Here is a 26,513-nt window from a genome sequence, read left to right as displayed (position 1 = left end):
CACCCCCGCGTTTTGCGCACTTATCGCGCCGACGCGGCGTCCTCCGGGAGCGACAAGTGCGCAAAACGCGGGGAGACCGGGCGGTAGAAGGTGCGCCAGTACGCGAAAGCGAACAGTGCCGGGACGCCCAGCAGCAGCGGCGTCGCCACGATCGGGTACTCGGCGATCTCCACGGCCAGGTACCGGTAGCTCAGCAGCAGCGCCGCCAGCAGCACGGCGCCGCCGGCGACGAGCCGGATCCGGAACCCGCCCCACCCGCGCTCCGGGGCGCGCAGGGCCGACTCGAGTGTCAGCGTCAGCACGACGCCCGCGACCAGATCGACGCCGTAGTGGTAGCCGAAGCCGAGGGTCGCCGACAGCGTGCACACGAACCAGAACGCGCCGCCCCAGCGCAGCCACCACGGTCCCTGCCGCGAGTGGATGAACAGCGCGAGCGACCACGCGGTGTGCAGGCTGGGCATGCAGTTGCGGGGGGTGGCGTCGTCGAACGGCATGGACGACGGCGTCACGTCGAACGGCACGACGCTCGGCCAGAAGTCGCCGACCTGGAAGCCGTTGCCGTCGGCGCCGAACGCGAAGATGGGCCCGACCACCGGGAACAGGATGTAGAAGACCGGCCCGATCAGCCCGATGAGGAGGAAGGTGCGCACCAGGTGGTGCGACGGCCAGCCCTTGCGCAGCTGGTAGAGCGCGATGACGATCGCGGCGACCGGCAGTTCGATGTACACCCAGTGCAGGACGCCGTAGCCGATCGAGCCGAGGGCGTCGACCACGTTCCCCATCACCCACGACGGGTTGCCGAGGGCGTGGTCGGCGAGCTGGACGTACTGGTCGAGGACCATCGGGCGGGCGATGACGGTGATCTGCAGCCACACGTCGCCGAACTTGGTGGCGACGATCAGGAGGGCACCGAGCCCGACGCCCATGAGGGCACTGCGTCGCTGCTCGCCTTGCCATTTCGCGCCGGCGTACACGCCGATCGAGGTCAACACGATCACAGCACCGTTGCCGACGGTCAGCGGTCCGCCCGCGAGGTAGCGGATCGCGGCGATGACGACGTCGATCCCGGCCGCGCTCGACAGCGCGATCACCCGCTGCCGGTTGGTGAGCCCGACCATCGCGAGGGCGAGCCCGGCCCACGGCACGGACGCCGACTTGGGGGTGCCGACGAAATCGTGGAGCAGGCTCTCGAGCGGACCCTGGAAGCCGCGCGAGGAGGCGAAGATCTGCAGCCCGGTGAGGACGAGGACGACGGCGGCGACACCACCGCCTACCAGGACATTTCGGGTTCGATCGGTGAGCCGCACTGGCTCCGTACGCGCGCCACCGTCCACCAACACGCCGTCCATAGTAAACGGCGAGTGAATGTGACCTTACGTGTCGAGTTCGTCGACGAGCGAGCTGACGACGGCGCGCACGTCGCCGCCGGTGGCCGCGGCGACCTTGCGCTGGCGTTGGTACGACGCCCCGCGGCGCGGGATGTCGGCGACGCGGGCGAGTTCGTCGGCGCACCCGAGCCGGGCGGCGGTGGGGGCGAGCTTGTCCAGCAGGTCGTCGAGGTCGTCGGTGACGAGACGTTCGCTGTTGTCGGCGCCCAGGATCACTTCGGCGTCGAGCCCGTATCGGGCTGCGCGCCACTTGTTCTCCTGCACGTGCCACGGCGGCATGGACGGCAGCGTCTCCCCCGCCTCGAGCCGGGTGTCGAGGTCGACGACGAGGCAGTGGACGAGCGCGACGAGGGCGCTGAGTTCGCTGCGGGTGGAGATGCCGTCGCAGACGCGGACCTCGATGGTGCCCCAGCGGGGCGCGGGGCGGATGTCCCAGTGCAGCCCACCGAGATTCTCGATGACACCGGTGGTGAGCTGGTCGTGGACGTAGCCCTCGAACTGGGTCCAGTCCTCGAACTGGAACGGCAGCCCCGCGGTGGGTAGCTGCTGGAACATCAGCGCGCGGTTGCTGGCGTAGCCGGTGTCGACGCCGGCCCACATCGGGGACGAAGCCGAAAGAGCAAGCAAATGCGGATATTTCAGCAGAAGCGAGTTCAGGATCGGGAACACCTTCTCCTTCGCGGAGATCCCGACGTGCACGTGCACGCCCCAGATGAGCATCTGCCGCCCCCACCACTGGGTGCGCTCGATCAGCTCGTCGTAGTGCGGGGTCCGGGTGAGCAACTGGGTGGACCACTGCGCGAACGGGTGGGTGCCGGCGCACATGAGGTCGACGCCGAGCGGATCGGCGGCCCGACGCACCAGCGACATCGTCTCGGAGAGGTCGTCGATGGCCTCGCCGACGTTGTCGCAGATGCCGGTGACGAACTCAACGGTGTTGCGCAGCAACTCCTTGGTGACCCGCGGTTCGTCGGCCAGCTCGCCGACCGCGTCGAAGACGGCGGCGGCAGTGTTGGAGAGATCGCGGGTGGTCCTGTCGACCAGCGCGATCTCCCATTCCACCCCGAGGGTCGGACGCGGCGAACCGGCGAACGGGACTCCCACGGTTCCGATCCAACCACAGCGTCCGAGAGCCCGCAGGATGCCCGACGGCGCGGCGTCCGACGGCCCGCGGGACGCGAAACGGCGGGGCCTGATGGCCCCGCCGTCGCGGTGGTGCTGTGCCGGGTCGTCAGCCTCCGATGACGCCGCAGGCGACGCGGCCGCCGGCGTCGCCGGTGGTCAGCGTCTGCTGGTCCGGCACGGGTGCGTTGTCGGGCAGCGTGTAGCGGCCGGGGATGTTGGCGAAGTTGTCGGCGTCCGCGTGGATCATCAGCGCGGTGCCCTTGCCGCCGTTCTTCAGGTCGTCGAGGGTGAAGGCGCTGGTGGTGGTGACGAGGTAGGCCTTGCCGTCCTCGCGCACCTCGAGGGAGGTGAGGTCGCCGCTCGCCGGGTGACCGGTGTGGCCCGCGACCTGGTAGTGACCGCCGGCGGAGAGGAAGTTGCCGGGCTCGCCGCCGGTGGGTGCGACGGAGTTGGGCTCGCACTTGCCGACCGAGTGGATGTGGAGGCCGTGGAAGCCGGGCTTCAGGCCCTGGGCGTCGACGGTGATCTGGACGTAGCCGCCGGTCTCGGCGAGGGTCGCGGTACCGACCTGCGTGCCCTTCGCATCCTTGAGCTGCACCGAGACGTTGTCGGCGGAGGTCGAGGTGGTGACGTGCTCGGAGCCGGCCTCGCCGTGCCCACCCGCGGGAGCCGGGGATCCGGTCCACACCGGCGGGGTGGTGCCGGGCTGGTTGCTGGGCCCCTCGCTGTTCGAGCAGGCGGTGAGGCCCAGCGCGGCGATCGCGACCAACGGGGTCACGACGCGCCAGGACTTGCGACGGGTGGATTGCGAGGCCATCGAACCGCTCCTTCGAGGTGGTTGAAATCTGCCGATGATCATAACGAGCAGGGCCCGCCCACTCACTGGGAGGTGACGATCACGATCACTCCGGGCGAGGCGCTGGCGATGCCGGTGAAGCGCGGCTCGGCCGAGACGCCCAGTTCCGCCGCGATGGCCTGCGCGGCCTGCTTCTCGGCGGCGGTGTTGCCGTAGTAGACGGTGGTGGTCTGGATCAGGCCGTAGCTGTAGTTACCCGTCTCGGAGACGTTCCAGCCGCTGGACGTCAACTCGTTCGCGGTCTGCGCGGCGAGACCGGACACGCTGCTGTTGTTGAACACCCGCACCGGCACCGACTTGTCGACCGGGCCGGATGCCGCGGCAGCGGCCGTGGTGGTGGGCGCGACCGCCGAGGTGGTGGTCGTGACGGCGGGAGCGGCAGTCGTGGTCCGTGCGGCCTGCGCGGCGGCGGTCGTGGTGGCGGTGGCCGTGCTCGTCGGTGCAGCGCTGGTCTCCGCGACGGGCGCCGATTCGCTCGAATCCGAGCCGCCCAGGGAGGCCGCGCCCAGTCCGGCGAAGAGGATCGCGAGGGCGATCAGCACCATCGCGATCGCGCGCAACGGGGGGCCTGACGACTCGGGATTCGGGTTGGTCACTGTTCCGACCTTAATCGGCGCGCCGGACCCTTCCGGTAACGAGGTGACGACGGCCGGGGGTTTGATGACTGCTGGGGAAGCGGACTATGTGGGGATGTCGAAGCCGAGCCGGCGAGCGGCGCGGGCCTTCTGCCGGCTGGCCCGCAGGCGACGCAGCCGCTTGACCAGCATCGGGTCGGCGGCCAGGGCCTCGGGGCGATCGACGAGCGCGTTCAGCACCTGGTAGTAGCGGGTGGCCGACATCGCGAAGAGTTCCTTGATGGCCTCCTCCTTGGCGCCGGCGTACTTCCACCATTGCCGCTCGAAGGAGAGGATGTCGTGCTCGCGGCGGGTGAGTCCGTCCTGGCCTACCTCGTGCGCCGACGTGCCGTCGCTGTGTTCGGATTGGTTCCGCGCTGCTGCGCCGTCCATCTCACTCCTCGACTGCTCGATGATTTCTCGATCCCGCTCGACCTCAGCGAAACCTCCGCGCCCCGTGGACCCGACAGGATCAGGCCGAGCAGTGCGCTCGGACACTGAGACATCGCTCGGGACCGAGCACGAATTACACCGATGTTCTTCCTGGTCATTGAATCACGATCGGGGCGTCCGGCACCGGGTTCCAGCGGGGCGCGCCGCGAAATCCACGCCCATTATCCTTGGTGACCATGGCAATTCTTCCGATCCGGATCGTCGGCGACCCGGTCCTGCACGAGGCGACCAAGCAGGTGACCGAGTCACCGGCCGAACTCGCCGATCTGATCCGCGACATGTACGAGACGATGGACGCCGCCAACGGCGTCGGTCTGGCGGCGAACCAGGTGGGTGTCGCTAAGCGCCTGTTCGTCTACGACTGCCCCGACGTCGACGAGAAGGGCAAGTCGGTCCGCCGCCGCGGCTGCGTGATCAACCCGGTGCTCGAGACGTCGGAGATCCCGGAGACCATGCCGGATCCGGACGACGACGTCGAGGGCTGTCTGTCGGTCCCCGGCGAGCAGTTCCCCACCGGCCGCGCGGACTGGGCGAAGGTCACCGGCACCGACGAGGACGGCAACCCGATCGAGATCGAGGGCCGCGGCTTCTTCGCCCGGATGCTGCAGCACGAGACCGGACACCTCGACGGCTTCCTCTACGTGGACGTCCTGATCGGCCGCAATGCGCGCGCCGCGAAGAAGACGATCAAGCGGGAGGGCTGGGGCGTGCCGGGCCTGAGCTGGACGCCGGGCACGGTCGACGACCCGTTCGGTCACGACGAGGACGATGACGAGGACTGAGCCTTCGCTCGGTGACCGGGTGGTGGTGCGGTATCGCCTGCCACCCGGTAGCTCGCACCCGCTCACCGACGTGATCGGCACGCTCGAGCAGCTCGAGCCGACGGTGGTGGTCCGCACCGCCGACGACCGGGTGGTCGAGGTGGAGCGTGCCGACGTGGTGCGGCTCAAGGCACTCGGCCCCAAGCCGGTGCGCCGGCGCGGGACCGGGTCCGACGACTGTCCGAGCAGCTGACTACCCTCACGGGTGTGCGACTCGCGACGTGGAATGTGAACTCGGTCCGTGCCCGAACCGACCGGATCCTGGACTGGCTGGCCCGCACCGACACCGATGTGTTGGCGATGCAGGAAACCAAGTGCAAGGACGAGCAGTTCCCGTACGAGCGGTTCACCGAGGCCGGCTACGAGGTGGCGCACGTCGGCCTGAGCCAGTGGAACGGCGTCGCGATCGCGTCGCGCATCGGGCTCGACGACGTCCAGGTCGGGTTCGCGGACCAGCCGGGGTTCAACAAGGATCCCGAGGCCGAGGCCGCGCAGGAGGCCCGCGCGATCGGCGCGACGGTCGGTGGAGTGCGGGTGTGGAGCCTGTACGTGCCTAACGGCCGGGAGCTGACGGACCCGCACTACGTCTACAAGCTCGAGTGGCTGGCGAAGCTGCGCGCGGACGCGGAGGGCTGGCTGGCCGGGAACCCGGACGCGCAGATCGCGCTGGTGGGCGACTGGAACGTCGCGCCCACCGACGAGGACGTGTGGGACCCGTCGTTCTTCGAGGGCAAGACGCACACGTCGCAGCCGGAGCGGGACGCGTTCGACGCGTTCGCCGAGGCCGGGTTCGCGGACGTGGTGCGCCCGCACGCGCCGGGCCCGGGCGTCTACACCTACTGGGACTACACGCAGCTGCGCTTCCCCAAGAAGCAGGGCATGCGCATCGACTACGTGCTGGGCTCGCCGGCGTTCGCGGCGCGCGTCTCCGGCGCGCACATCGATCGGGACGAGCGCAAGGGCAAGGGCGCGAGCGATCACGCCCCGGTGGTCGTCGACCTGGACTGAGCGCGCGCGGAGCTAGTCGTCGAGGAGGTCCAGGTACTCGGTGTGGGTGCCGAGGTAGCGCTTCACGTAGGTGCACACCGGGCGGATCCGGGTGCCCTCGCGGTGGGCGCGGTCCAGGACCTCGCGCACCAGCACGGCCGCCCACCCACGGCCGCCGCGGTCTTCCCGGACGACGGTGTGCAGCAGCGTCAGCACGTCGCCCGACGCGCCGGTGGTGTCTCGCCGATATCCGAGGATGCCGACCAGCTCGCCGCGAACCCACAGCTCGTAGCGCTCGTGGGGCGGGCTGTCGACGACGCGGACCGGAGCGTCGACCGAGCCCGTGGTCCCCGGGGATACGGAGTTCACGTTTCCCATGAAACAGGGCGAAGCGCCGGCCAGGGCCGGATTCGTGGCCGGTGCTGCGGTTCGATGCCGATCCTTGACCACGACGTGGCCGCGTGTCGATCAGTTGAGCGACATCGCGTCGGTCGACGCGATCGGCGCCATGAGGTCGAGATACTCCGGGTGTGCCTCGACGAACCGCTGGACGTAGGTGCACACGGGACGGACCTTCCAGCCGTACTCGCGCGCCTGATCGAGCGCACGACGCACCATCACCGCGGCGAGACCGCGATGCCCGAAGTCTTCGACGACGACGGTGTGCATGAACGAGACGACCGGAGTGAACTTCCGCGCGCCACGGTTCCTGGCCGGCGAGGTGTCGTAGTAGCCGACGATCCCCACCAGGTCCCCGTTGAGCCGCAGTTCGAAACGGTTCTGGTCGGTGTTGTCGGTGACGTCGGCACTGGGCGAATCGGCGAACACGACACCTCCTCGGGACGCTGTCATTACATCGATGTGATCCACGCCACTATTAGTACAGGCGTCCAGTGTCACCTGTCAGGCATTTGACCGAATGCTCTGCATTCGATTTCCGCCGGACGAAACGGGACGACCAACCGGTTCACAACGGCGCGGCCGCCGCCACCCCACGCGGCGAACCGCACACGACCGCAATCACGGGCGTCGACGGCCCCGGGACATCGCGAGACCACCCCCGCCTGCCCCAAACTCTTCTTGCTACAGATGAATTCGACACAACTTCCCGACTTCTCCTACCGCAGAACACTTTTCGTACCGGCACGGATCGAGGAGAAGTTCCCGGGAATCGGCCGCCCGGTCGCCGTTCCGACCAACCGTCATCCGACCTCGTCGATGCGGCTGTGGCCGAGTGGATTCCAACCCGCTGACCTCGTATCGCGATCAGACCCCGAACGGCTCCGCGTACCGCACCGTGCCCGTCGGCAGATCGGCGTCGCCCAGGGCCGTCACCATCAGCGAGTCGTCGGGCACCTCGAACGAGACCCGGATGCCGTGATCGGACGCGCGAGTGAAGCCGAACCGCGGGTAGTAGTCCGGGTGGCCGAGCACGATCACGCTCGGCTCCCCCTGCGCGCGGGCCGCATCCAGCACCGCCCGCGTCACGGCCGCACCCAGTCCCCGGTTCTGGTACTCGGGCAGCACGGACACGGGCGCCAAGGCGAGGGACGCGACGCCGTCGACATGACAGCGAGTGCACAACGCGTGCGCGGCCACGGTGCCGTCGCTCAGGACCGCCACCCACGACAGTCCGTCGATCCACGCCGGATCGGACCGCAGGTTGTCCACCAGGTCCGCCTCGTCCGGTCCCGGGAAGGCCGCGAGCACGACGGACCGCACCGCCTCGGTGTCGTCGGTTCGTTCCGGGCGCAGAAGGTATTCGGGTGCGGCGGTGTCGCTCATGCGGCGAGCACACCACGACCCGAGCGTGGCGACAATCGAGTTTTCACGGCTGGGTAGGCTCGAGGCCGTGGACTACCTGCCCCTGACGCCGACCGGCCAGACCCCGATCCGCGCCCTCACCATCGCCGGCACCGATTCCGGCGGCGGCGCGGGCATCCAGGCCGATTCGCGCACCATGGCCATGTGCGGCGTGCACGCGTGTGTCGCGGTCGCCGCGGTGACGGTGCAGAACTCGGTGGGCGTCAGCGGATTCCACGAGATCCCCCCGGAGACGGTGGCCGCGCAGGTGCGCTGCGTGGTGGAGGACATCGGCGTCTCCGCCGCCAAGACCGGCATGCTGGCGTCGACCGCGATCATCGAGGCCGTCGCGCAGGTGTGCACCGAGGTCGGGATCGGCCGCGACCAGGCGGTGCCGCTGGTGGTGGATCCGGTGTGCGCGTCGATGCACGGCGATCCGCTGCTGCACGCCGAGGCGCTCGACGCCGTCCGCAACACACTCATCCCCATCGCGTCGCTGGTGACCCCGAACCTCGACGAGGTGCGGCTCATCACCGGCATCGAGGTGGTCGACGACGCCAGCGCCCGCCGCGCCGCCGAGGCCCTGCACGCGCTGGGCGCGCAGTGGTCGCTCGTCAAGGGCGGGCACCTGCGGTCGTCCACGTCCAGCACCGACCTGCTGTTCGACGGCGACACCTTCCACGAGTTCACGAGCCCGCGCATCGACACCGGCAACGACCACGGCGGCGGCGACACGCTGGCCGCGGCGGTCGCGTGCGCGCTCGCCAACGGCTACGCGATGCCCGACGCGGTCGCGTTCGGCAAGGAATGGGTCACCCGGTGCCTCGCGGCGTCGTACGACCTCGGTGCCGGACACGGCCCGGTGTCGCCGCTGTGGCGGCTGGATCCCGAGCGGTCACAGAACGCCTGATCGACGGGGTCAGCGCGAGTAGTCGCGCAGCGTCATGACGAAGCCGACGGCCACCACCGGGACCGCGACGATGTAGACGGCGACGCGAAACCACGTGGGCCCGTAGTAAGTCACCGCGATCGCCGCCGCCAGCGCCGCGATGATCATCAACACCCCGTAGAAGGGTGTTCGTTGTGGATGCTCGGACTCGGCCACGTCCTCAGTGTGCGCGCCGCGCGTCTGCCCCGGCAACCGTTCCCGAAGTGGTCCGATTGTCCGCCAGGACGTCACCCCGGGGCGGGCGCCGGCCGCAGCAGGTAGATCCGCAGGTTCTCCGGCACCCCGCGCTGCGGCGCCGCCAGCAGCCCCCGCCGGTATCGTTTCGCCACCAGACCCAGCTCCGCGAGCCGCTCCTCGCCGATCGCGTCGTGCGTGTTGCCGGACATCACGACGTGACCGTTGCCGCCGAGCTCCATCATGCGGGCGGCGACGTTGACGTCCACCCCGAACCAGTCCGCGCCGATGGGTTGCGGCGCCCCGGTGTGCAGGCCGACGCGCATGCGCGGACGGTAGCCGTCGTGGTCGACGGTCGCCAGCGCCGCTCGGGCCGCGAACACCGCCTCCACCGCCTTGTCCGGGTGGTCGAACACCACCATCAGCCCGTCGCCGAGTCGCTTGACCACGTGGCCGCCGCGCTCGATCATCGGCGGCTCGATGGTCGCGGCGACCTCCCGAAGCAGCCCCAGGGTCGGGCCGTCGCCCACCTGCAGCGACCAGCTCGAGAAGCCCACCAGATCGGTGAACACGATCGTGACCTCGCCGTTCGCGGGGCTCCCCCACGTCTTCTCGAGCACCGCCTGCAGCACCTGCAGCGCCGCCATGCTCACTTCACGGGAAGCGCCCGACCCGGTATCGATCATCCGCGCGGCCGCGCGCGCCCCGCCCGGGCCGGTCGTCGACAGCGGATCACCGAAGGCGGGATCCCCCGGCAACGCCCGTCGGATGCGCCGGACGGCGTCGACGAGCTGTGGCTGGCGGTCCGCGTCACGCATCCACTTGGCGACCGATCCGGTGACCTTGGCAGGCGCACTCTCGGCGCCGGAATCCGCCTGAGGCAGTTCCGGGGTGGCGCCGTCGCCCTGCGGGTCGTCACTCACCCCGGCAAGAGTAATCGCGGGTGCGGCATCTCGCAGAAGTGCCGGGTACCGCCTACTTCCCGGTTCCGGCGCGGGCCCCGGAGCGCGCGTCACCCGCCGCCGGCACCCCGTTGGGACCGTCGATCGACTGCGCGTAATGCCCGATTCCATACCCCACGGCCTCGGCGTTCACGCCCAGTGCGGTGCGGTCCACGTTCGCCAGCGTGTCCTGCGCGCTGTGGTAGTTCGGATCGAACCCGGCGCCCGCTTCCCCACCCCACTTGCCGGCCTGAACTGGGGTTTTGACCTCCTCGGCGCCGGTGAACAGTCCACCCGCCGGAATGCCCGCCGCGATGAACGGCCCGTAGTCCGAGCGCCCGTCGAAGTCGGTGCCGTCCGGCGAGACGCCCAACTGCAGCAGGATCGCGTCGAACGTGCGCTCGATGCCCGCCGAGCCCTCGGGGCCCGGACCCTCCCCCACCCGGTCCGAATCGTCCCCGTCGTACACGAAGTAGCCGGCGTTGTGCGAGCCGACCATGTCGAAGTTCAGATACATCGCGATGTCGGCGCGGGCCGCGTCGTCGAGGCCGTCCACGTATGCCGTCGAACCGTCCAGCCCCACCTCCTCAGCGCCCCAGAACGCGAACCGCACCGCGTTGGTGACGTTCGGTGTCGCACCGAGTTGCCGGGCCGCCTCGAGCAGCGTCGCCACCCCCGAGCCGTCGTCGTTGACACCCGGACCCTCGGGCACCGAGTCCAGATGCGCGCCGACCATGACGACGTTGTCCGACGCGCCGGTCCGCGTCTGCGCAATCACGTTGCGGGACTTGACCGATTCGACGGTCGTGTCGAGCGTGAGTGTCGCGTCACCACCCTGCCGCAGCGTCGCTCCGTCCGCCTTGCCGACGGCACCGGTGGGGATCCTGGCGTCGTCCTTGCTACCCAACGTGCCACCGGTCAGGTCCCCGTCCACGTTGTCGGCGACGAGGATCGCCGCGGCGCCACGCTCGGCCGCCACCCGCTGCTTCTGCGCGAACGGGCAGGCGCCGCGATCGACCAGCACCACCGCGCCCGCCACGTCCAGGCCGCCGTAGTCGGTGTCCTCGCAGCCCGGGGTGTCGTCCGACGGCACCGGCACGAGCCGCGCGGTCAGCCCGCCCGCCGGGGTGGGCGGCGAGTACGTCAGCGCCTTCACCGGCACCTGACGCCCCGACACCTGCAGCGTCTGCGTTGTCGCGTGGAACAGATCGACGGCGAATTCGGGTGTGTCGACGTCGAATCCGGACTGCTCGAGTTGGTCGACGACGTAGTCGACGCTCGCGTCGTAGCCGGGAGTGCCGGCCGCGCGATTGCCGCCGTTGTCGTCCGCGATGCGTTGGAGCTGGGCGAGGTCGCCGATCACCGCGTCGGTGTCGATCGCGGCGGCCAGGCTCGGGCCGTCCACCGGCGGGCCGACGTCGTCGGGATCACTGCACCCCGACAGCACCAGCGCTCCGGTCAACGCGGCGACGAACCCCACCGTCATGCGCATGCGGCGAGCGTAACCGATGCCGACGCCCGCGGCCGCGGACCGAACACAGCCGAAACGCCCGGCCGGAAGTCCCGGCCGGGCGTTTCGTGTGCCGTCGTCGGCGCTCAGGCGTCGCGCTTGTTCACCGCGAAGAGCGCGGCTCCGAACACGATCGCGACGAACGCCGCGAAGTACAGCAGGGAACCCCAGGGGCCCCAGTGGAAGTCGAAGCTCGCCCCCGACCCGAGGAAGTGCGACACGTTGTTGAAGGGGCCGAACTCGCCGATGTACTTGCCCACCTTCGGGATCATCGTCGCAAACCCCTCGATCACGAGCGGCCACATCAGCAGCAGCGAGATCGCACCCGCCGACTGACGGATCAGCGTGCCGACGCCGACCGCGAGGACCGCCAGGAGCGCGAAGTAGATCGGGATGCCGAACAGTTCACGAGCGTTGCTGTCCGCGCCGAGGTCCAACGTCACCCCGGCCGTCGCCTGCGCCACGAAGTACGACGCCAACGCGATGACCAGCCCGAGGACACCGGCGACGACCGCCAGGAGCACGGCCTTGCCCGCGATCACCTGGGTACGGTTCGGGATCGCCTGGAACGTCGTGCGGATGACGCCGAACCGGTACTCGGTGGTCACGGCGAGTGCCGACATGATCATCACGAGCATCGACCCGAACTGGACGGCCCCGAGCTGGGTGTACGCCGCCGTGAACTCGCCCATCGCGTTGTCGCCGGACGACACCATGGACTTGTAGGACAGACCCATCACAGCCGCGAGCCCGACACTGGCTCCGACCGCGATCAGACTGCACCACATCGGCGACTTGGTGGACGTCAGCTTGATGCGCTCTGCATTCAACACGCTCATCGGAGCGCACCTCCCATGTTCTGCCCGGCTGCCCCGGCGATCTGAGCGTGGTACTGCACGTCGTCACCGGTGAGCTTCATGAACGCTTCCTCGAGCGAGCCTCGCTGAGAGGACAACTCGTGCAACACGATTCCGTTGGCCCCGGCCAGCGCACCGATGTCGTCGGTCTTCACGCCGGACACGACCAGCGCCGACTGGTGATCGACACCCGCGTCGTCACGGACCGCGAAGCCCTGCGCGGTGAGCACGCTGCGCAGCGCGTCGAGCTGCGGGCTGCGCACCCGCACCGACGACTCCGACGAGCGGTCGACGAAGTCCTTGACGCTCGTGTCGGCGATCAACCGGCCCCGGCCGATCACGATGAGATGCTCTGCGGTCAGCGACATCTCCGACAGCAGGTGGCTCGAGACCAGGACCGTGCGGCCCTCCGCCGCCAGGGACTGCATGAACTTGCGGATCCACACGATGCCCTCGGGGTCGAGACCGTTGACCGGCTCGTCGAAGAGCAGCACCTTGGGATCGCCCAGCAGCGCCCCGGCCAGACCCAGCCGCTGCGACATGCCCAGCGAGAAGCCGCCGGCCTTCTTCCCCGCGACCTCCGTCAGGCCGACGAGGCGCAGCACCTCGTCGACACGGGACATCGGCAGCGAGTTCGCCGCCGCCATCCACTGCAGGTGCGCCTTGGCCGAGCGGTTGGGGTGCACCCACTTGGCGTCGAGCAGTGCGCCGACCGTGCGCAGCGGCTGCTTCAGCTGGTGGAACGGCACGCCGTCGACCAGTGCGGTGCCCGACGTCGGCCTGTCGAGGCCGAGGATCATCCGCATGGTCGTCGACTTGCCGGCACCGTTCGGGCCGAGGAAGCCGGTGACGATTCCGGGCTTCACGGAGAACGTGAGATCGTCCACCGCTCTCGTCGACCCGTAGGTCTTCGTCAGTCCCCTCACTTCAATCATGAGGACCACTCTGCCCGAAACGCCCCTACCTGCGCATCGGTCTCGGGTCTACACCCGAGTCATACCCAGGGATGACGTCCACCCCGAGACCGTGTCGGGGATCACCCCGGTCAGGCCCGGACGGCCCCGTCCGGCATCGTGACGTCGGTCATGTCCGCGCCGCTCACGTCGGTCGTGGCGAGCACTGCGCCCGTCAGATCCGCATGCGCGAGGTACGCGCCCGCCAACCGGGCCCCGGTCAGGTCGGCGTCCTCGAGGTGTGCACCCGTCATGTACGCCCCCGAGAGGTCCGCCCCGGCCAGGTTCGCGCGGGCCAGGTACGTCGACGTCAGGAACGACAACGTGAGCACCGCACCGGTCAGCTTCGCGTTCGTCAGATAAGCCTTGCTGAAGTCGGCGTCCGCGGCGACCGCCCCGGAAAGGTTGGCTCCGGTCATGTCGGCCCCGCCGAACTCGGCAGCCGTCAGATCCGCACCGGAGAGGTCGGTACCGACGAGATTGGCTCCGGTGAGATTGGCTCCGGCGAGGTCCGCACCCGACAAGTCCAGACCGTGAAGGTCTGGTGCATCGGGCAATTCGTCTCGTCGGGCGTTCCACGCCACGACATCGGAGCGAAGGAGTCGGAGGAGATCTGCATTCAGCATCGTCGACATGGCACGTCCTATCGCAGCAGCGAAACCGACCTGGCCTCACCCAGCCTAGGGCGCAGCGCCCGGACCACCGGGATTTTCGATCATTCCGTTATCGGCGTGGCGCGCGGACAGACCTCCCGTAACGCGCTGCACCCACCCGCACGACACAGGGGACGACTCCGCCGAATCGCCGGCGAACCGACCCACAGTGAGGACGACACGTGAGAAGACTCGTCACCGCGGCCGCGTTCGCGGTCGCGCTCGCCGCCGTCGCCGCGCCCGTCGCCGGCGCCGAGGAACTTGGCCCGCAACCGGTCCCGCCGACCTCGATCACGAGTGGATCCGCGACGAGCACCGTGCCGGGGTTGCGCGCCGCGTTCGACCGGGGAGCGACGATCGTCGAGGCGGTGCGCGACTACACCCACTACGACACCACCCGCGGCGTCGTGTACCGCGTGGTACACGATCCGGCACAGCTGTCCGCGCCGACCGTGAAGTTCGTCGTCGTGGGAGCGCTGCCCGCCGACGAGTTCATCGGCGTCACCTATCCGCCGCAGTCCTTCGCCCGGATCTACCGGATGCCGAGCTCCCACTACGAGGGAAACACCCCGCTCAGTGGGCATTTCGTCACTGCGCCACCGGTCCTGGGCGTCGGCCTCGCGTTCGCGACCCCGTAGCCGTCGTCACATCGGCGACGACGCCTGCGCCCAGAACCGCTTGGGGATGCGTCCGGCACGGCGCGCCTCGTAGCCGGCGGTCACCGCGCCTCGCATCGCCGACGCCATGAGCGCCGGATCCTTCGCGCGGGTGACGGCGGTCGCGAGCAGCACCGCATCGCAGCCCAGCTCCATCGCGAGCGTCGCGTCGCTCGCGGTGCCGATGCCGGCGTCGAGGATGACGGGCACGCCGGCGGCCTCCACGATCATCTCGATGTTGTGCGGGTTCGAGATGCCCAGGCCGGTGCCGATCGGTGAACCGAGCGGCATCACCGCGGCGCAGCCGACGTCCTCGAGCCGCTTGGCGAGCACCGGGTCGTCGGTAGTGTACGGCAGGACGGTGAATCCGTCGTCCACCAACTGTTCTGCCGCGCTGACCAATTCGATCGCGTCGGGCAGCAGCGTGCGTTCGTCGGCGATGACCTCGAGCTTGACCCAGTCGGTCTCGAGCGCCTCACGCGCGAGCTGCGCGGTGAGCACCGCCTCCGCGGCACCCCGGCACCCGGCAGTGTTCGGCAGCGGCGCGATGTCCAGTCGGCGCAGCAGGTCCAGGACACCCGTGCCGCCGGCGGCGTCGACGCGGCGCATCGCGACGGTGGTCAGCTCGGTGCCCGACGCCACCAACGCCTCCTCGAGCACGGCGAGGTTCGCGGCGCCCCCGGTGCCCATGATCAGGCGGGAGCCGAAGGTGCGGTCGGCGATCGTCAGCTTGCTCATCTCAGCCACCCTGCACCGCCGTGAGGATCTCGATTTCCCAACCGCGGCCGACGGATTCGGACCACCGCCCGCGCGGGAACACCGCACCGTCGACCGCCACGGCGATGCCGCGCTGCGGCAGGTCCAGCCGCTCGAGCAGCTGTGTCACCGTCAGCGGTCCGTCGAACTCGCGTTCCTCACCGTTGACGGTGATACCGATCAACTCACTCATCCAAACCTCGCTCAAGCCTTCGCAGGTGAAAATCGTTCGGCGGTGGCACTTTCCGCCTCTACCAATGGTGTGCCGTCGAGGATCGCGACCGTCGCGTCCGCCGTCACCGGGGTCATCAGGATGCCGTTGCGGCCGTGCCCGGTCGCGAGCACCACCCGGTCCGAGACGCGGCCGATGATCGGTAAGTTGTCCGGACTCATCGGGCGCAGACCGGCTTTCGCCTCGTACAGCTCGTACTCGCCGATCGCCGGCATCAAGGCCTCCGCGTCCGCGATCAGGTCACGCACGCCGGCCACCGTCACCTGGGTGTCGTGGCCCGACTCGTACTGCGTCGCGCCCACGACGATGCCGTCGGCGCGCGGCACCAGATACGACGGTCGCCCGTGCACGCTGCCGCGGATCGTGCGTCGCGGCGCGGGCGTCACCCCGGGGCGCGCCCGCAGCCGCAGGATCTCGCCCTTGACCGGACGCACCGGCAGGTCCGGCCACAGCTGCGCCGAGTTCGATCCGGCCGCCAGCACCACCTGGTCGGTGGTGAGGTCGTCCAGATCGGTCACCGCGTGCTCGATCAGCTCGACGCCCGCGTCCACCGCCGCGGTCCGCAGCGCCTGCACCAGCAGCCGGTTGTCGACGGCCAGTTCGGTGGGCGCCTGCAGTGCCAGCCGGATCCCGCGCCCGAGCGACGGCTCGAGTTCACGGATCTGGGCGCGGTTCAGGATGCGCAGCTCGTGCCCCTGCTCGGCCACCCAGTCGGCGATCGTGTGCAGGTCGGCGGCGTCGGCGGCGTCCAGCGCGACGGTCAGCGAGTCGTCCGAGGTGAACAGCGTCACGCCCGCGATACGTTCGAGCTCGGCACCGAAGTCCGGCCACCGCTGCAGCGACGCGGCCCCCAGCGCGAGCGCCTGCTCCTCACCGGGCCAGCCCTCCGAGAGTGGCGCGAGCATCCCGCCCGCGACCCACGACGCGCCCGACCCGGGTGCCGGGTCGTACAACCGGACCGCCCAGCCACGCTGCGCTGCCCGCCACGCGACGGACAGACCGATGACACCGCCGCCGACGACGGAAACCGATCGGGTCAACTTTCTCCACCTCACTCCCTGCGCCGGCATGATCCGGGTCAGGTATGACGGTCGGGGCCGGCAGGCCCCCTCTCAGCCCCGCGCTCCTCGGGACTCCCGTGTTGATTCGTCCGGAGTAGAGACTACCGTTCCAAGTGTGCATGCCTCCCAATCCGTCAAGCACCTCACACCGCGCGAACGCCTCGCCGACGCGCGCCTCTACCTCTGCACGGACGCCCGGCGGGACAAGGGCGATCTGGCTCACTTCGTCGAGGCCGCACTGGCCGGCGGCGTCGACATCGTCCAGCTGCGCGACAAGGGCTCGGCCGGCGAGCGGGAGTTCGGGCCGCTCGAGGTGAAGGAAGAGCTGGCGGCGCTGGCGGTACTGGGCGCCGCGGCCCGACGCCACGGCGCGCTGCTCGCCGTCAACGACCGGGCCGACCTCGCGCTCGCCGCCGGGGCGGACGTCCTGCACCTGGGCCAGAACGACCTGCCCGTGCACTACGCCCGCCGGATCGTCGGCCCCGACGTCGTGATCGGCCGCTCCACGAACAATCGCGCGCAGGCCAGCCTCGCGGCGATCGAGGAGGACGTCGACTACTTCTGCACCGGTCCGGTGTGGGCCACGCCCACCAAGCCGGGCCGGACGGCGTCGGGTCTCGAACTGGTGCGCAGCACCGCCGAGTCCGCGCCGCCGCGGCCGTGGTTCGCGATCGGCGGCGTCGACCAGGAGCGGCTGCCGCAGATCCTCGAGGCGGGCGCCACCCGCGTCGTCGTCGTGCGTGCGATCACCGACGCCGACGACCCGGAGGCCGCCGCGCGGGCGCTGTCCGACGCCCTGCGCGGCTGACCCTCCGCATCAGCAGTTGCCGGAGACACCCGCCTGCACGGACCGCTCGATCATGTCGCGGCTGTCCGCGGGCATGTCCTCCCACGTCGCGGTCGCCGGGTCCAGCTGCGGCTGTCCCGCCACCTCGGCCTGCGCGTTGTAGGCGCCCACCCACGCGCCGGAGCTCGACTTCAACAGCCCCAGGAACTCCTCGCCCTTGGCGGCGCGGTCGAACGGCTGCCCGGCGGCCTGGGCGGCCTGGGCGGACGAGTCGATGAAGACCGCTACCTGGCTGCACATCTCCTTGACGGCCGCGTCGACGACATTGGAGGCGACGGTGGTCTCGGTCGAGGACGACGCGGTCGTGTCCGCGTCGCTGTTGCTGCAGCCGGTGAGGACGAGCAGGGCGACGGGGGCTGCGGCGATCAGGTGTCGAAGTTTCATGCCGGAATGGTGACAGGACGTCCGACTCACGCCGCCACTGGGTGCTGACCAGCCGGTTCGGCCCTGCGGGATGCTACGAGGCCGGCGCCGACCAGGACGGCCGCGTACAGCAACAGGTAGATGTTCATGAGGACGTCGGCGACGGCCCACTGCGGCGGGAACAGGAACAGACCGACCACCACGACGTGTTCGTTCCATCGGTACGGCCAGGCACCGGCGCCGAGGTAGATCACCGCCGCGGCGAGCCACCACCAACTGTTCGTCAGCGCACGGTGCACGATGTAGACGAGCAGCGGGACGAACCACACCCAGTGGTGACTCCACGAGAACGGCGACACCGCCGCGGCGCTCAGACCCGCCACCGTGACCGCGAGCAGACTCTCCCCCGCGCGATGCAGGCGCACCACGATCCACATGCTCACCGCCACGACGAGCGCCGCCAGCACGAGCCACACCGCGACCGGCGTCGCGTGGCCGGTCAGGTGCGCGACGACGCCGCGGATCGACTGGTTCGACGGGTGCTGGTCCTCCGCGATCCGCGTGGATTCGAAGAAGGTGTCGGTCCAGTACTGCCGCGAATCATCCGGCAGTACCAGCCAACTCACGGCGATCGTGGCCACGACCGTGCCGACCGCCACTGCGGCGGCCCGCCACTGGCGAAGCACCAGGTAGTAGAGCACGAAGTACCCAGGGGTGAGCTTGATACCGGCCGCGATCCCGACGCCGACGCCCCTGATCCGGCTCCGTTCGTCGCGGGAGACGTCCCACAGCACCAGCGCCATCAGCACCAGGTTGATCTGCCCGTAGAACAGCGTGGTGCGAACGGGTTCGAGGAACGTGCACGCCACCGCGAGCAGCGCCGAGATCCCGACGAGCCGACGAGAGATCCGGTAGCCGAGCATCCGCCAGCACAGCGCGACGATCCCGACCAGCAGCGCCAGGTTGGCCGCCATCCAGATGTACTTGTCGTAGTCCAGGGGCAGCAGACCGAACGGGACGAACACCAGCGTCGAGAACGGCGTGTACGTGTACAGAAGTCCGTGGATGACGGGTTGGGTGTAGAGCGGCAGATCCTCCATGATGTGGCGCGCGCCGTCGCGGTAGACGTCGAGGTCGGCTCCGCCCGCGAGGAGGCCGATCTCCGGCATCCAGGGACTCACCGTCGTGAGAACCAGGATCGCCGACGTCAGCGCCCACAGTCCGAGCACGACGAGGTGCCCTGTCCGGAGGGGTATTTCGTTTCCTCGTGCCGTCCTGCTCCGCAACAACTGCCAGCCCCCTTGTCGATCGTCCCCGGCCGGATCTACATACGAAGCCTAAGCAACGATGTCGATCACCCTGATGCGGGCACCGCCGAACACAACTCCCCTGCCCGGAAATTCGCGATCGCGCCCGGCGGTGTTACGCACCACCGGACGCCCCGAGAGGTAAGCTCGCCGAAATCGACCACCCGGTCCGCGGGCTGTACCGACGCGCGCCGAGACGGTCTACGCGGAAGGGCCGGAACATGATTCGCTTTCTCATTCGGTGCGCGATCTTCCTGGGATCGGCCGCACTCGGGATCCTCGCGGCGGTGTGGCTGATTCCCGAGGTATCCGTCACTCCCGCAGGATTCATCACTGCCGTCATCCTGTTCGCCATTGCCCAGAGCGTACTGTCGCCGTTCATCACCCGCCTCGCCGAACGGAATGCGCCCGCGTTCCTGGGCGGCATCGGACTGGTGTCGACCTTCGCCGCTCTCGCCATCGCCTCCGCGTTCGGGGGGCTGTCCATCTCCGGTTGGCGCACGTGGATCCTCGCGACGATCGTGGTGTGGCTCGTCACCGCGCTCGCCACCGTCCTGCTGCCGTTGGTCGTGCTCCGCAATCGGCGCGAGGAAAACCACTGGGACAGGAAATCCGGCAATAAGTCCGACGCCTGACCGCTTTTCGCGAGTCCTCGAGCGTCACTCCAGCGAGCGGCGCGCCTGCTCCTCGGTGACGTTCGGGACCACGCGCAACTCCCCGAGCGGCACCCGGCGCCCCGACTCGTTGCGCACCTCGACGTGGACCGGTTCGCCGGTGGTGTCGTCGGCGAGATCCAGCGGCCCGCCACGGCCATCCTGCAGATACTTGTCGCCCCACTGCATCAGCGCCAGCACCGCCGGCAGTAGATCGCGCCCCTTCTCGGTGAGCACGTACTCGTAACGCGTGCGTTGCCCGGGCTCTTTGTAGGGACTCCGCTCGAACAACCCCTCGGCGGTCAACTCCCGCAGGCGCGCGGCGGCCACCGCCTCGGTGATCCCCACCCGCTCGGCGAACTGGTCGAAACGGGTTGTGCCGTAGTACGCCTCACGCAGGATCAGCATCGCCGACCGGGTGCCCACGACGTCCATCGCCTTCGCGATCGAACAGTGCGTGGCCCGCCACGCACTGCGATCAGCGAGAAACCCGTCCAGCCGTGCCGCCTGCATGCGCCCCAGCCTACCCGCTGACTTGTGAAATCCAGAGTCAGGGTCCACACTCCTGACTATGCCAAGCAAAAGTCAGCGTCCGGGCGCGCTCATCGCGGTCCTGTCCGGGGCGCCGTTCGTCGCCGCCCTGGACCTGTTCGTCGTCAACGTGGCCCTCGACGACATCGCCACCGACTTCGCCGGAACACCGCTCACCCACCTCAGCTGGATCCTCAGCGGGTACGCGATCGTCTACGCGGCCCTGCTGATTCCGGCGGGCCGCTGGGCCGACCGTGTCGGGCGCCGCCGCGCGTTCCTGGCCGGCCTGGCGCTGTTCACGATCGCGAGCGCCGCGTGCGCCCTCGCTCCGTCGCTGTGGCCGCTGGTCGCGTTCCGCCTGGCGCAGGCTGCAGGCGCCGCCGCACTCACCCCGGCCAGTCTCGGTCTGCTCATCGCGGCCCTGCCCGACGCCCGACGCGCGTTCGGGGTGCGCCTGTGGGCCGCGACCGGCGCCGCCGCCTCGGCACTCGGACCCGTACTCGGCGGGCTGCTGGTATCCGCGTCGTGGCGCTGGATCTTCCTGATCAACGTGCCGATCGGCGTGGTGCTGTTGTGGGTGGCCGCGCGCATCGTGCCCGAGTCCCGCGATCCGCATCCCGCCGATGTCGACCTTCCCGGTGCGGGTCTGCTCGCGGTCGGTCTCGGTGCGGTGTCGCTGGCGTTGGTGCAGGGCCCCGACTGGGGATGGACACACGCCGGGACCGTGGTCGCCGCGGCCGTCGGAGTCCTGGCACTGGCATGGTTCGCCCGGCGCACGACGCGCCACCGCAATCCGCTGCTCGACCCGGAATTGCTGAGGGTGCGCCCGTTCGCGTGGTCCAACATCACCGCCGTCGCGTTCAGTGCGTCGTTCGCCGCCGGTCTGCTCGCGAACATCCTGTGGATGCAGACCCAGTGGGGGTACTCGGCTCTGCGCACCGGTCTCGCAGTGGCACCCGGTCCCCTGCTGGTCCCGGTCTTCGCGATCGTCGGACAGGTTCTCGGCCGACGCCTGCCGCCCGGCGCCGTGGCCGGTCTCGGCAGTGCACTGTGGGGCGCCGGCACGGTGCTCGTCCTCGCGAGTGTCCACACCGAACCGAACTACGCGACGGGTCTGCTTCCCGGATGGCTGATCGCCGGCGCCGGTGTCGGGCTCGCCCTGCCGACCATCCTGTCGACCGCCGCCGCGACGCTGCCGCCCGCGCAGGGCGCCACCGGCAGCGCGGTCGTCAACACCAGCCGCCAGCTCGGCAGCGTTCTGGGTATCGCGATCCTCGTCGCCGTGCTCGCGGCGTCCGGCTTCACCGCCGCGTGGTGGACCATCGCCGCCCTCGCCGCCGTCGGGGCCGTCACCGCGCTCGCGATGTCGCCCCGATCCACCGCACCGTTGTCCCCGCAAACCGTTACTACACAGGAGTTCTCGTCATGACCACGACACTCGGCCCGTTCCCCACCCGGTTCGACGACACCTGGCGTGCTTTCGACGGCATCCACGGCGGCATGGTGCTCGCGGCGATGCTGCGAGCCGCGGCCGTCGAGACCGGCGCGGTGCCCGCCGCCGCCACCGCACACTTCTACGCCCCGCTGCGCCCCGGCCCGATCGACATGACCGCGCAGCGGGGGCCGACCGGACGCTCACCGGGTGTACAGGTCCGCGCCGGCACCGCCGCGACGGCACTGGTCCGCCTGTCACGAGGTGTCGCTGCCGTCCGGCACGCACCATCGATCGAGACGGCCGTCGACCCGGACAGTCTTGCGGGACTGAATGTTCCGATCGACTTCGTGCCGTTCTCGCAGCACCTCGACATCCGTCCGATCAACGCGGCGCGCCCCTTCGCGGGCGGACCGGACCCCGAGTTCGACGTGTGGATCCGGCTGCGGCCGGGGTTGGAGTTCACCGGTGTCGAGCGCGCCGCGATCCTGCTCGACGCGCTGCCGCCGGGACTGTTCGCGACACGCACTGCGCCGGTGCCGATCCCGACCGTCGAGTTGACGACGCACTTCGCCCCCGCCGCCGCCTCGCCCACCGGACCGTGGCATCGACTGCGCCACCGCACGGTGTGGTGGACATCGGACGAGTGCGTCGACGAGACCGAACTGTTCACCACCGACGGCGAACTCGCCGCCCAGGCGCGCCAGCTGCGCCGGATCCTGGACAGCCCCCGGTGACGTGCAGCTCACACCCGAACCTTGTGGCACACGCGTGCCGCAGCGGGCAGAGTCGGGGGTGAAGGCTCATCGAGGATCGGAGCAGACATGCCGGACCGGACCACCCCTGTCACCGCGCTCACCGAGCAGGAGGCGCTGGACCTGCTGGCCACCGAGCGCCTCGGACGGCTCATCCTCGTCAGCGGCGACCAACCCGACGTCTACCCCGTCAACTACGCGGTGCACGACGGCAAGCTCTACTTCCGCAGCGCCGAGGGCGACAAGCTCACCGAGCTCAAGCTCAAGCCGATGGTCACCTTCCAGGTGGACCACGCCGACACGACGTCCGCGTGGAGCATCCTGGTCCGCGGCATCGCGCGCACACTCGTCCGGTTCGACGAGATCAATGCGGCCGAGGAACTCGACCTGCGGTCGTGGGTACCGACCGAGAAGTACAACTTCGTGGAGATCCGGCCCACCGAGATCACCGGTCGTCGTTTCCTCCTCGAGCGCGGCTGACGTCGGGCTCAGTCCAACCAGGCGAGCACCGTCGACGGCGACAGCGTCAGCACCGATTCCGGCAGCCGTCCGCGCAACCCGCGGTCGGCGGTCACGACGGCGGTGAGGGCGCCGTCGCTCGCGGCCAGCCGGGCCAGCTCGTCGTCACCGCTGCCGGACGCTGTGTGAACCGGGATCCGCGCGTCGACGTGCCCGGCGGCGCGGGCCCGGCCCTCGAGCACCGCCTCGATCCGCGGCAGCCAACCGAAACCGCCGCCGGGCAGCTCGATGGTCCGCGGCAGCACCTGCGCGAGCCGGTCCAGCAGGTTCGTCGTGGCGCCCGCACGATCGCGCCACCACCCGTCGGGCCGCGAGCCGAGCACGTTCGCGGTGTCGAGCAGAACCCGGACCTCGGCGGCCTGCAGCCCCGGCCACGCCGCGGCGAACCCGGGATGAAGCGGCATGCGCTCGACGTCGGACTCGGGCACCCAGCGCAGTTCGGTGCTCTCCCCGTTCGGGACCAGCGCCAGCGGCTTCTCCGCGTCGGCGACGACCGTCGTGTACGTCCAACCGCCCGCGACGGTGGCCGTCACCCGCTCGGTGCGCACGTGCACCGACCCCGCGTCGATTCCGGTTTCCTCCTGCGCCTCGCGGATCGCGGCGTGGATCGTCGTCTCGTGGCTGTCACGCGCGCCACCGGGCAGGGCCCACGTGCCGCCCTGGTGACTCCATGCGGCCCGATGCTGCAGTAGGACCGCGGCCGTGCCGTCCGTCAGCGGGGCACGTAACAACAGACCCGCCGCGCCGTGCCGGCCCCAATGCCGAACCCCGTCGGGGGTCATCGCCCAACCGTCTCCGTCACCGCGCATGGAGTGCCTCTCACCTGCCCTGTCCGCCGAGCCGCTCACCTTTCCCCACAGTATTCCCCGCGACATCACGAATCGGAGGAACAACCTTCCGCTGCGGCTTATGCTCGGCAGTACCGAGGCCTCGAACCAGACGGACGGCGAACGAGGACATGCCGTGGCAGTGCCGGAAACGAAGACGTCGGGAGATACGACGACGCCCGCGCAGAAGCAGACCAGCAGCATGGCGGCGACGACGTTCGGCATCGTCCGAGCGCGCCAGATCGCCCCGCGTGACCTGCTGCGATCGACACCTGCACGGCTACTCGCGGTCGGCGTCGCGCTGCTCCTCGGGACGTTGGCCGCGGGACTGATCACCTCGGCTGTCGCGAGCGACCGGAAGCACCAGATCGACGTCCTGCTGTCCACGACCGAACCGCTCGCCCGGTCGTCCCAGAATCTGTATTCGTCGCTGTCGGTCGCCGACGCCGCCGCCGCCACGGCGTTCCTGTCCGGCGGCGTCGAACCGAGCCAGGCCCGGGAACGCTACGCGCAGGCGATCGGGACCGCGGCCGCCGAACTGGTCGCCACGGCCGACGGGCTGCCCGGTGACGACGAGGGACGACAGCTCATCACCCAGATCGCGACACAGCTGCCGGTGTACACGGGGCTGGTGGAGACGGCCCGCGCGAACAACCGCAGCGGCAACCCCGTCGGCACCGCGTACCTCGCGGAGGCGTCGTCGCTGATGCAGACGAACCTGCTGCCGCTCGCACAGGCCCTGCACACCGAACGTGCCGCGGCATCGCTCGCCCCGCAGTCGGAGTTCGCCCGACCGCCGTGGTTCGCGATCGGACTGCTCGTGGCGGTGCTGGTCGCGCTCGTCGCGACGCAGGTGGTGATGTCCAGGCGCACCCGTCGCACGTTCAACGCCGGCCTGCTGTTCACGACCGCCGCGATGACCGCGCTGCTCGTGTGGATGCTCGTGGCCGGCATCGTGTCCGCGACGTCGGCGCACCGCGCCGTGCGGCAGGGGTCGACGCCATTGTCGACGTTCGGTTCGGCGCGCATCCTCGCTCAGCAGGCCCGGACCCAGGAGATCCTGCAGTTGGTCCGTCGCGACGAGAAGGAACAACACGGACAGGTCTTCGTCGACGACACCGACGAGCTGCGCAAGCTGCTCGACGGCTATTCCGCCGCCGTCGGCGCGGACGACGTGCACGAGGCGAGCCAGGGTCTGGACGGGTGGACGGCAGCACATCAACGGATGAACGATGCCCTCGAGGCGGGCGACACGAATGCGGCGGCGATGACGGCCGTGGGCACCGAGCCCGATTCGAGCGCAACGCAGTTCGGCATCGTCGACAATGCGCTGTCCGACGGTGCCGACAGCTCCCGCGCAGAGCTGCGCGACGACATCGCCAACTCGTCGAGGGTGCTTTCCGCGCTCGGTCCCGGCGCGGTGGTGATCACGATCGTGGCGGCCGTCGGTATCCCGCTGGGCCTGTGGCCCCGGCTGCGGGAGTACCAGTGATCGGACGCCGGCTGCTCGCGACGGCCGCGGTGGCTGTCGGGGTCACCGGCGCGACCGTGTCGGGCTGCACGGAGCCACCGGCGCCGTACACGCTGCCGCCGAGCGAGACGTACAGCGTGGCGCCCCTGCCACACGGAGCGTCGGTCCTGACGTCGGAGCCCGTGCCCCCACCGCAGGAGTGCGGTGATCCCACTGCGAGCCTGCGCCCGTTCTCGCCCGGCGAAGTACCGACGGGGCCGACGCTCGACGCGATCCGGGCGCGCGGTCGGCTCGTCGTCGGACTGGACACGGGAAACAATCTCATGAGCTTCCGGAACCCCGCCACCGGCGGCCTCGAGGGGTTCGACGTCGACATCGCCCGCGAGATTGCCCGCGACCTGCTGGGCAGTCCCGACAAGGTGGAGTACCGGGTCCTCACGGCGGCGGAACGCGAGCAGGCTCTGCAGGACGCGAAGGTGGACATCGTCGCCCACACCATGAGCATCACGTGCGAGCGGCGGCGGCACGTGGACTTCTCCACCGAGTACTACGAGGCGCACCAGCGAATCCTGGTCATGGCGGGGTCCCCGATCCTCGGCGTCGACGACCTCGCCGGCAAGCGGGTCTGCATGACGAAGGGCACGCGTTCCCTCGAGCGCATCCGTGACCTCGTTCCCGACGCGACGGTGATCGCGGTCCCCACGTGGTCGGACTGCCTCGTGATGCTGCAGCAGCGCCAGGTCGACGCGACCAGCGCCGACGACACCCTGCTCGCGGGGATGACCACCCAGGACCCCTACCTGAGGATCGTCGGCCCCAGCCTGGGACCCGAACCGTACGGAATCGGGATCGCGAAGGGCAAGGACGATCTGGTGCGGTTCGTGAACGGCACCCTCGAACGGATCCGCGCGGACGGCACATGGGAGAGGATCTACGACCGATGGCTCTCCGAACTGGGACCCTCACCAGGGCCGCCGCCGGCGACGTACCGGGACTGACGTGCGGCAGGGAACGGAGGA

General features: G+C 69.9%; 33 protein-coding genes and 1 riboswitch. Of the genes, 12 read left to right on the top strand and 21 right to left on the bottom strand.

Annotated elements, in window-relative coordinates; all coding sequences use genetic code 11:
- Positions 1 to 20: 20 nt before the first annotated feature.
- The 5 genes from ABI214_RS18605 to ABI214_RS18585 all read right to left on the bottom strand — a co-directional run bounded on the left by ABI214_RS18605 (position 21) and on the right by ABI214_RS18585 (position 4,376).
- Positions 21 to 1,349: a phosphatase PAP2 family protein gene (locus ABI214_RS18605; RefSeq protein ID WP_348603992.1), complete on the bottom strand. Its 1,329-nt coding sequence runs from the start codon at positions 1,347 to 1,349 to the stop codon at positions 21 to 23.
- 24 nt (positions 1,350 to 1,373) lie between these two features.
- A complete protein-coding gene (locus tag ABI214_RS18600) occupies positions 1,374 to 2,492 on the bottom strand; it encodes a glutamate--cysteine ligase (RefSeq protein ID WP_348603991.1) in 1,119 nt (372 codons plus the stop codon).
- A 127-nt stretch (positions 2,493 to 2,619) separates the two neighbouring features.
- The gene (gene sodC, locus ABI214_RS18595; protein ID WP_348603990.1) at positions 2,620 to 3,330 is read right to left on the bottom strand and encodes a superoxide dismutase[Cu-Zn]; all 711 of its coding nucleotides are present in this window, start codon (positions 3,328 to 3,330) and stop codon (positions 2,620 to 2,622) included.
- A gap of 62 nt (positions 3,331 to 3,392) precedes the next feature.
- A complete protein-coding gene (locus tag ABI214_RS18590) occupies positions 3,393 to 3,965 on the bottom strand; it encodes a LytR C-terminal domain-containing protein (protein WP_348603989.1) in 573 nt (190 codons plus the stop codon).
- An 84-nt stretch (positions 3,966 to 4,049) separates the two neighbouring features.
- Entirely contained in the window at positions 4,050 to 4,376 is a 327-nt protein-coding gene (locus tag ABI214_RS18585; RefSeq protein WP_348603988.1) for a DUF3263 domain-containing protein, read from the bottom strand.
- 236 nt (positions 4,377 to 4,612) lie between these two features.
- On the opposite strand from ABI214_RS18585, the gene ABI214_RS18580 reads away from it, so the two are divergent.
- From ABI214_RS18580 to ABI214_RS18570, 3 genes are read left to right on the top strand one after another with little or no spacing between them, the layout of a single operon-like run.
- Positions 4,613 to 5,218, top strand: coding sequence for a peptide deformylase (locus tag ABI214_RS18580; RefSeq protein WP_348603987.1), 606 nt, complete (start codon positions 4,613 to 4,615; stop codon positions 5,216 to 5,218).
- Positions 5,205 to 5,450 carry a GNAT family acetyltransferase gene (locus ABI214_RS18575; RefSeq protein WP_408587168.1) on the top strand — a complete coding sequence of 82 codons (246 nt, stop codon included), beginning with the start codon at positions 5,205 to 5,207 and terminating at the stop codon, positions 5,448 to 5,450. The genes ABI214_RS18580 and ABI214_RS18575 overlap by 14 nt, the downstream gene beginning before the upstream one ends.
- 14 nt (positions 5,451 to 5,464) lie before the next feature.
- Positions 5,465 to 6,265, top strand: a complete 801-nt coding sequence (locus ABI214_RS18570; protein ID WP_348603986.1) for an exodeoxyribonuclease III — start codon at positions 5,465 to 5,467, stop codon at positions 6,263 to 6,265.
- A gap of 12 nt (positions 6,266 to 6,277) precedes the next feature.
- Here the strand turns inward: ABI214_RS18570 and ABI214_RS18565 are convergent, their stop codons facing one another.
- From ABI214_RS18565 to ABI214_RS18555, 3 genes are all read right to left on the bottom strand, one after another.
- Positions 6,278 to 6,622: a GNAT family N-acetyltransferase gene (locus tag ABI214_RS18565; protein ID WP_348603985.1), complete on the bottom strand. Its 345-nt coding sequence runs from the start codon at positions 6,620 to 6,622 to the stop codon at positions 6,278 to 6,280.
- A gap of 90 nt (positions 6,623 to 6,712) precedes the next feature.
- Positions 6,713 to 7,072: a GNAT family N-acetyltransferase gene (locus ABI214_RS18560; RefSeq protein WP_348603984.1), complete on the bottom strand. Its 360-nt coding sequence runs from the start codon at positions 7,070 to 7,072 to the stop codon at positions 6,713 to 6,715.
- A gap of 438 nt (positions 7,073 to 7,510) precedes the next feature.
- Entirely contained in the window at positions 7,511 to 8,029 is a 519-nt protein-coding gene (locus ABI214_RS18555) for a GNAT family N-acetyltransferase (protein ID WP_348603983.1), read from the bottom strand.
- 67 nt (positions 8,030 to 8,096) lie between these two features.
- On the opposite strand from ABI214_RS18555, the gene thiD reads away from it, so the two are divergent.
- Positions 8,097 to 8,957, top strand: a complete 861-nt coding sequence (thiD, locus tag ABI214_RS18550) for a bifunctional hydroxymethylpyrimidine kinase/phosphomethylpyrimidine kinase (RefSeq protein ID WP_348603982.1) — start codon at positions 8,097 to 8,099, stop codon at positions 8,955 to 8,957.
- Between the two features lie 9 nt (positions 8,958 to 8,966).
- On the opposite strand, the gene ABI214_RS18545 is transcribed toward thiD, so the two are convergent.
- From ABI214_RS18545 to ABI214_RS18520, 6 genes are all read right to left on the bottom strand, one after another.
- The gene (locus tag ABI214_RS18545; RefSeq protein ID WP_348603981.1) at positions 8,967 to 9,152 is read right to left on the bottom strand and encodes a hypothetical protein; all 186 of its coding nucleotides are present in this window, start codon (positions 9,150 to 9,152) and stop codon (positions 8,967 to 8,969) included.
- Between the two features lie 71 nt (positions 9,153 to 9,223).
- Entirely contained in the window at positions 9,224 to 10,093 is an 870-nt protein-coding gene (locus ABI214_RS18540; RefSeq protein WP_348603980.1) for an adenylate/guanylate cyclase domain-containing protein, read from the bottom strand.
- A gap of 52 nt (positions 10,094 to 10,145) precedes the next feature.
- Positions 10,146 to 11,603, bottom strand: coding sequence for a M20/M25/M40 family metallo-hydrolase (locus ABI214_RS18535; RefSeq protein ID WP_348603979.1), 1,458 nt, complete (start codon positions 11,601 to 11,603; stop codon positions 10,146 to 10,148).
- A 104-nt stretch (positions 11,604 to 11,707) separates the two neighbouring features.
- Positions 11,708 to 12,460 (bottom strand): ABC transporter permease, encoded by a 753-nt coding sequence (locus ABI214_RS18530; protein WP_348603978.1) that lies wholly within the window; start codon positions 12,458 to 12,460, stop codon positions 11,708 to 11,710.
- A complete protein-coding gene (locus ABI214_RS18525; protein WP_348603977.1) occupies positions 12,457 to 13,413 on the bottom strand; it encodes an ABC transporter ATP-binding protein in 957 nt (318 codons plus the stop codon). Before ABI214_RS18525 ends, ABI214_RS18530 begins: the two co-directional genes overlap by 4 nt.
- Positions 13,414 to 13,523: 110 nt before the next feature.
- Positions 13,524 to 14,057: a pentapeptide repeat-containing protein gene (locus ABI214_RS18520; protein WP_348611754.1), complete on the bottom strand. Its 534-nt coding sequence runs from the start codon at positions 14,055 to 14,057 to the stop codon at positions 13,524 to 13,526.
- 209 nt (positions 14,058 to 14,266) lie between these two features.
- On the opposite strand from ABI214_RS18520, the gene ABI214_RS18515 reads away from it, so the two are divergent.
- Positions 14,267 to 14,722, top strand: coding sequence for a hypothetical protein (locus ABI214_RS18515; RefSeq protein WP_348603976.1), 456 nt, complete (start codon positions 14,267 to 14,269; stop codon positions 14,720 to 14,722).
- Positions 14,723 to 14,728: 6 nt separating this feature from the next.
- Here the strand turns inward: ABI214_RS18515 and ABI214_RS18510 are convergent, their stop codons facing one another.
- The 3 genes from ABI214_RS18510 to thiO form a co-directional block, all read right to left on the bottom strand.
- Positions 14,729 to 15,487 (bottom strand): thiazole synthase, encoded by a 759-nt coding sequence (locus tag ABI214_RS18510; RefSeq protein WP_348603975.1) that lies wholly within the window; start codon positions 15,485 to 15,487, stop codon positions 14,729 to 14,731.
- Positions 15,480 to 15,689, bottom strand: a complete 210-nt coding sequence (gene thiS / locus ABI214_RS18505; RefSeq protein ID WP_348603974.1) for a sulfur carrier protein ThiS — start codon at positions 15,687 to 15,689, stop codon at positions 15,480 to 15,482. Before thiS ends, ABI214_RS18510 begins: the two co-directional genes overlap by 8 nt.
- 11 nt (positions 15,690 to 15,700) lie before the next feature.
- The gene (thiO, locus tag ABI214_RS18500) at positions 15,701 to 16,798 is read right to left on the bottom strand and encodes a glycine oxidase ThiO (RefSeq protein WP_408587177.1); all 1,098 of its coding nucleotides are present in this window, start codon (positions 16,796 to 16,798) and stop codon (positions 15,701 to 15,703) included.
- A riboswitch (TPP riboswitch) is annotated at positions 16,767 to 16,878 on the bottom strand. It overlaps the preceding gene by 32 nt.
- A gap of 26 nt (positions 16,879 to 16,904) precedes the next feature.
- On the opposite strand from thiO, the gene thiE reads away from it, so the two are divergent.
- Positions 16,905 to 17,597 (top strand): thiamine phosphate synthase, encoded by a 693-nt coding sequence (thiE, locus tag ABI214_RS18495; protein ID WP_348603972.1) that lies wholly within the window; start codon positions 16,905 to 16,907, stop codon positions 17,595 to 17,597.
- A 9-nt stretch (positions 17,598 to 17,606) separates the two neighbouring features.
- Here thiE and ABI214_RS18490 read toward each other — a convergent pair whose 3' ends face one another.
- Both ABI214_RS18490 and ABI214_RS18485 read right to left on the bottom strand, forming a co-directional pair.
- Positions 17,607 to 18,020: a hypothetical protein gene (locus ABI214_RS18490; protein WP_348603971.1), complete on the bottom strand. Its 414-nt coding sequence runs from the start codon at positions 18,018 to 18,020 to the stop codon at positions 17,607 to 17,609.
- 26 nt (positions 18,021 to 18,046) lie between these two features.
- The gene (locus tag ABI214_RS18485) at positions 18,047 to 19,228 is read right to left on the bottom strand and encodes a glycosyltransferase 87 family protein (RefSeq protein WP_348603970.1); all 1,182 of its coding nucleotides are present in this window, start codon (positions 19,226 to 19,228) and stop codon (positions 18,047 to 18,049) included.
- A 299-nt stretch (positions 19,229 to 19,527) separates the two neighbouring features.
- On the opposite strand from ABI214_RS18485, the gene ABI214_RS18480 reads away from it, so the two are divergent.
- A complete protein-coding gene (locus tag ABI214_RS18480; RefSeq protein WP_348603969.1) occupies positions 19,528 to 19,941 on the top strand; it encodes a hypothetical protein in 414 nt (137 codons plus the stop codon).
- A 24-nt stretch (positions 19,942 to 19,965) separates the two neighbouring features.
- Here the strand turns inward: ABI214_RS18480 and ABI214_RS18475 are convergent, their stop codons facing one another.
- Entirely contained in the window at positions 19,966 to 20,472 is a 507-nt protein-coding gene (locus tag ABI214_RS18475) for a winged helix-turn-helix transcriptional regulator (RefSeq protein WP_348603968.1), read from the bottom strand.
- A 58-nt stretch (positions 20,473 to 20,530) separates the two neighbouring features.
- On the opposite strand from ABI214_RS18475, the gene ABI214_RS18470 reads away from it, so the two are divergent.
- The 3 genes from ABI214_RS18470 (at position 20,531) to ABI214_RS18460 (ending at position 23,157) form a co-directional block, all read left to right on the top strand.
- A complete protein-coding gene (locus ABI214_RS18470) occupies positions 20,531 to 21,919 on the top strand; it encodes an MFS transporter (RefSeq protein ID WP_348603967.1) in 1,389 nt (462 codons plus the stop codon).
- Positions 21,916 to 22,659 carry an acyl-CoA thioesterase gene (locus ABI214_RS18465; protein WP_348603966.1) on the top strand — a complete coding sequence of 248 codons (744 nt, stop codon included), beginning with the start codon at positions 21,916 to 21,918 and terminating at the stop codon, positions 22,657 to 22,659. The genes ABI214_RS18470 and ABI214_RS18465 overlap by 4 nt, the downstream gene beginning before the upstream one ends.
- Positions 22,660 to 22,746: 87 nt before the next feature.
- Positions 22,747 to 23,157, top strand: a complete 411-nt coding sequence (locus ABI214_RS18460) for a pyridoxamine 5'-phosphate oxidase family protein (RefSeq protein ID WP_348603965.1) — start codon at positions 22,747 to 22,749, stop codon at positions 23,155 to 23,157.
- A gap of 8 nt (positions 23,158 to 23,165) precedes the next feature.
- Here the strand turns inward: ABI214_RS18460 and ABI214_RS18455 are convergent, their stop codons facing one another.
- Positions 23,166 to 24,005, bottom strand: coding sequence for an NUDIX hydrolase (locus ABI214_RS18455; protein WP_348603964.1), 840 nt, complete (start codon positions 24,003 to 24,005; stop codon positions 23,166 to 23,168).
- Between the two features lie 154 nt (positions 24,006 to 24,159).
- On the opposite strand from ABI214_RS18455, the gene ABI214_RS18450 reads away from it, so the two are divergent.
- Together ABI214_RS18450 and ABI214_RS18445 are read left to right on the top strand one after the other, a co-directional pair.
- A complete protein-coding gene (locus ABI214_RS18450; protein WP_348603963.1) occupies positions 24,160 to 25,515 on the top strand; it encodes a hypothetical protein in 1,356 nt (451 codons plus the stop codon).
- A complete protein-coding gene (locus tag ABI214_RS18445) occupies positions 25,512 to 26,492 on the top strand; it encodes a glutamate ABC transporter substrate-binding protein (RefSeq protein ID WP_408587183.1) in 981 nt (326 codons plus the stop codon). The genes ABI214_RS18450 and ABI214_RS18445 overlap by 4 nt, the downstream gene beginning before the upstream one ends.
- Positions 26,493 to 26,513: the final 21 nt, after the last annotated feature.

The sequence above is a fragment of the Prescottella soli genome (assembly GCF_040024445.1).
Taxonomy (GTDB): domain Bacteria; phylum Actinomycetota; class Actinomycetes; order Mycobacteriales; family Mycobacteriaceae; genus Prescottella; species Prescottella soli.
This window is presented reverse-complemented; position numbering and strand designations above follow the sequence as displayed.

Coding starts and splice junctions, on each gene's coding strand:
- ABI214_RS18605 (WP_348603992.1), bottom strand. CDS start 1,349: ATGGACGGCGTGTTGGTGGACGGTGGCGCGCGTACGGAGCCAGTGCGG.
- sodC (WP_348603990.1), bottom strand. CDS start 3,330: ATGGCCTCGCAATCCACCCGTCGCAAGTCCTGGCGCGTCGTGACCCCG.
- ABI214_RS18585 (WP_348603988.1), bottom strand. CDS start 4,376: ATGGACGGCGCAGCAGCGCGGAACCAATCCGAACACAGCGACGGCACG.
- ABI214_RS18580 (WP_348603987.1), top strand. CDS start 4,613: ATGGCAATTCTTCCGATCCGGATCGTCGGCGACCCGGTCCTGCACGAG.
- ABI214_RS18575 (WP_408587168.1), top strand. CDS start 5,205: ATGACGAGGACTGAGCCTTCGCTCGGTGACCGGGTGGTGGTGCGGTAT.
- ABI214_RS18565 (WP_348603985.1), bottom strand. CDS start 6,622: ATGGGAAACGTGAACTCCGTATCCCCGGGGACCACGGGCTCGGTCGAC.
- ABI214_RS18555 (WP_348603983.1), bottom strand. CDS start 8,029: ATGAGCGACACCGCCGCACCCGAATACCTTCTGCGCCCGGAACGAACC.
- ABI214_RS18535 (WP_348603979.1), bottom strand. CDS start 11,603: ATGCGCATGACGGTGGGGTTCGTCGCCGCGTTGACCGGAGCGCTGGTG.
- ABI214_RS18530 (WP_348603978.1), bottom strand. CDS start 12,460: ATGAGCGTGTTGAATGCAGAGCGCATCAAGCTGACGTCCACCAAGTCG.
- ABI214_RS18525 (WP_348603977.1), bottom strand. CDS start 13,413: ATGATTGAAGTGAGGGGACTGACGAAGACCTACGGGTCGACGAGAGCG.
- ABI214_RS18520 (WP_348611754.1), bottom strand. CDS start 14,057: ATGCTGAATGCAGATCTCCTCCGACTCCTTCGCTCCGATGTCGTGGCG.
- thiS (WP_348603974.1), bottom strand. CDS start 15,689: ATGAGTGAGTTGATCGGTATCACCGTCAACGGTGAGGAACGCGAGTTC.
- thiO (WP_408587177.1), bottom strand. CDS start 16,798: ATGCCGGCGCAGGGAGTGAGGTGGAGAAAGTTGACCCGATCGGTTTCC.
- ABI214_RS18490 (WP_348603971.1), bottom strand. CDS start 18,020: ATGAAACTTCGACACCTGATCGCCGCAGCCCCCGTCGCCCTGCTCGTC.
- ABI214_RS18480 (WP_348603969.1), top strand. CDS start 19,528: ATGATTCGCTTTCTCATTCGGTGCGCGATCTTCCTGGGATCGGCCGCA.
- ABI214_RS18475 (WP_348603968.1), bottom strand. CDS start 20,472: ATGCAGGCGGCACGGCTGGACGGGTTTCTCGCTGATCGCAGTGCGTGG.
- ABI214_RS18470 (WP_348603967.1), top strand. CDS start 20,531: ATGCCAAGCAAAAGTCAGCGTCCGGGCGCGCTCATCGCGGTCCTGTCC.
- ABI214_RS18465 (WP_348603966.1), top strand. CDS start 21,916: ATGACCACGACACTCGGCCCGTTCCCCACCCGGTTCGACGACACCTGG.
- ABI214_RS18460 (WP_348603965.1), top strand. CDS start 22,747: ATGCCGGACCGGACCACCCCTGTCACCGCGCTCACCGAGCAGGAGGCG.
- ABI214_RS18455 (WP_348603964.1), bottom strand. CDS start 24,005: ATGCGCGGTGACGGAGACGGTTGGGCGATGACCCCCGACGGGGTTCGG.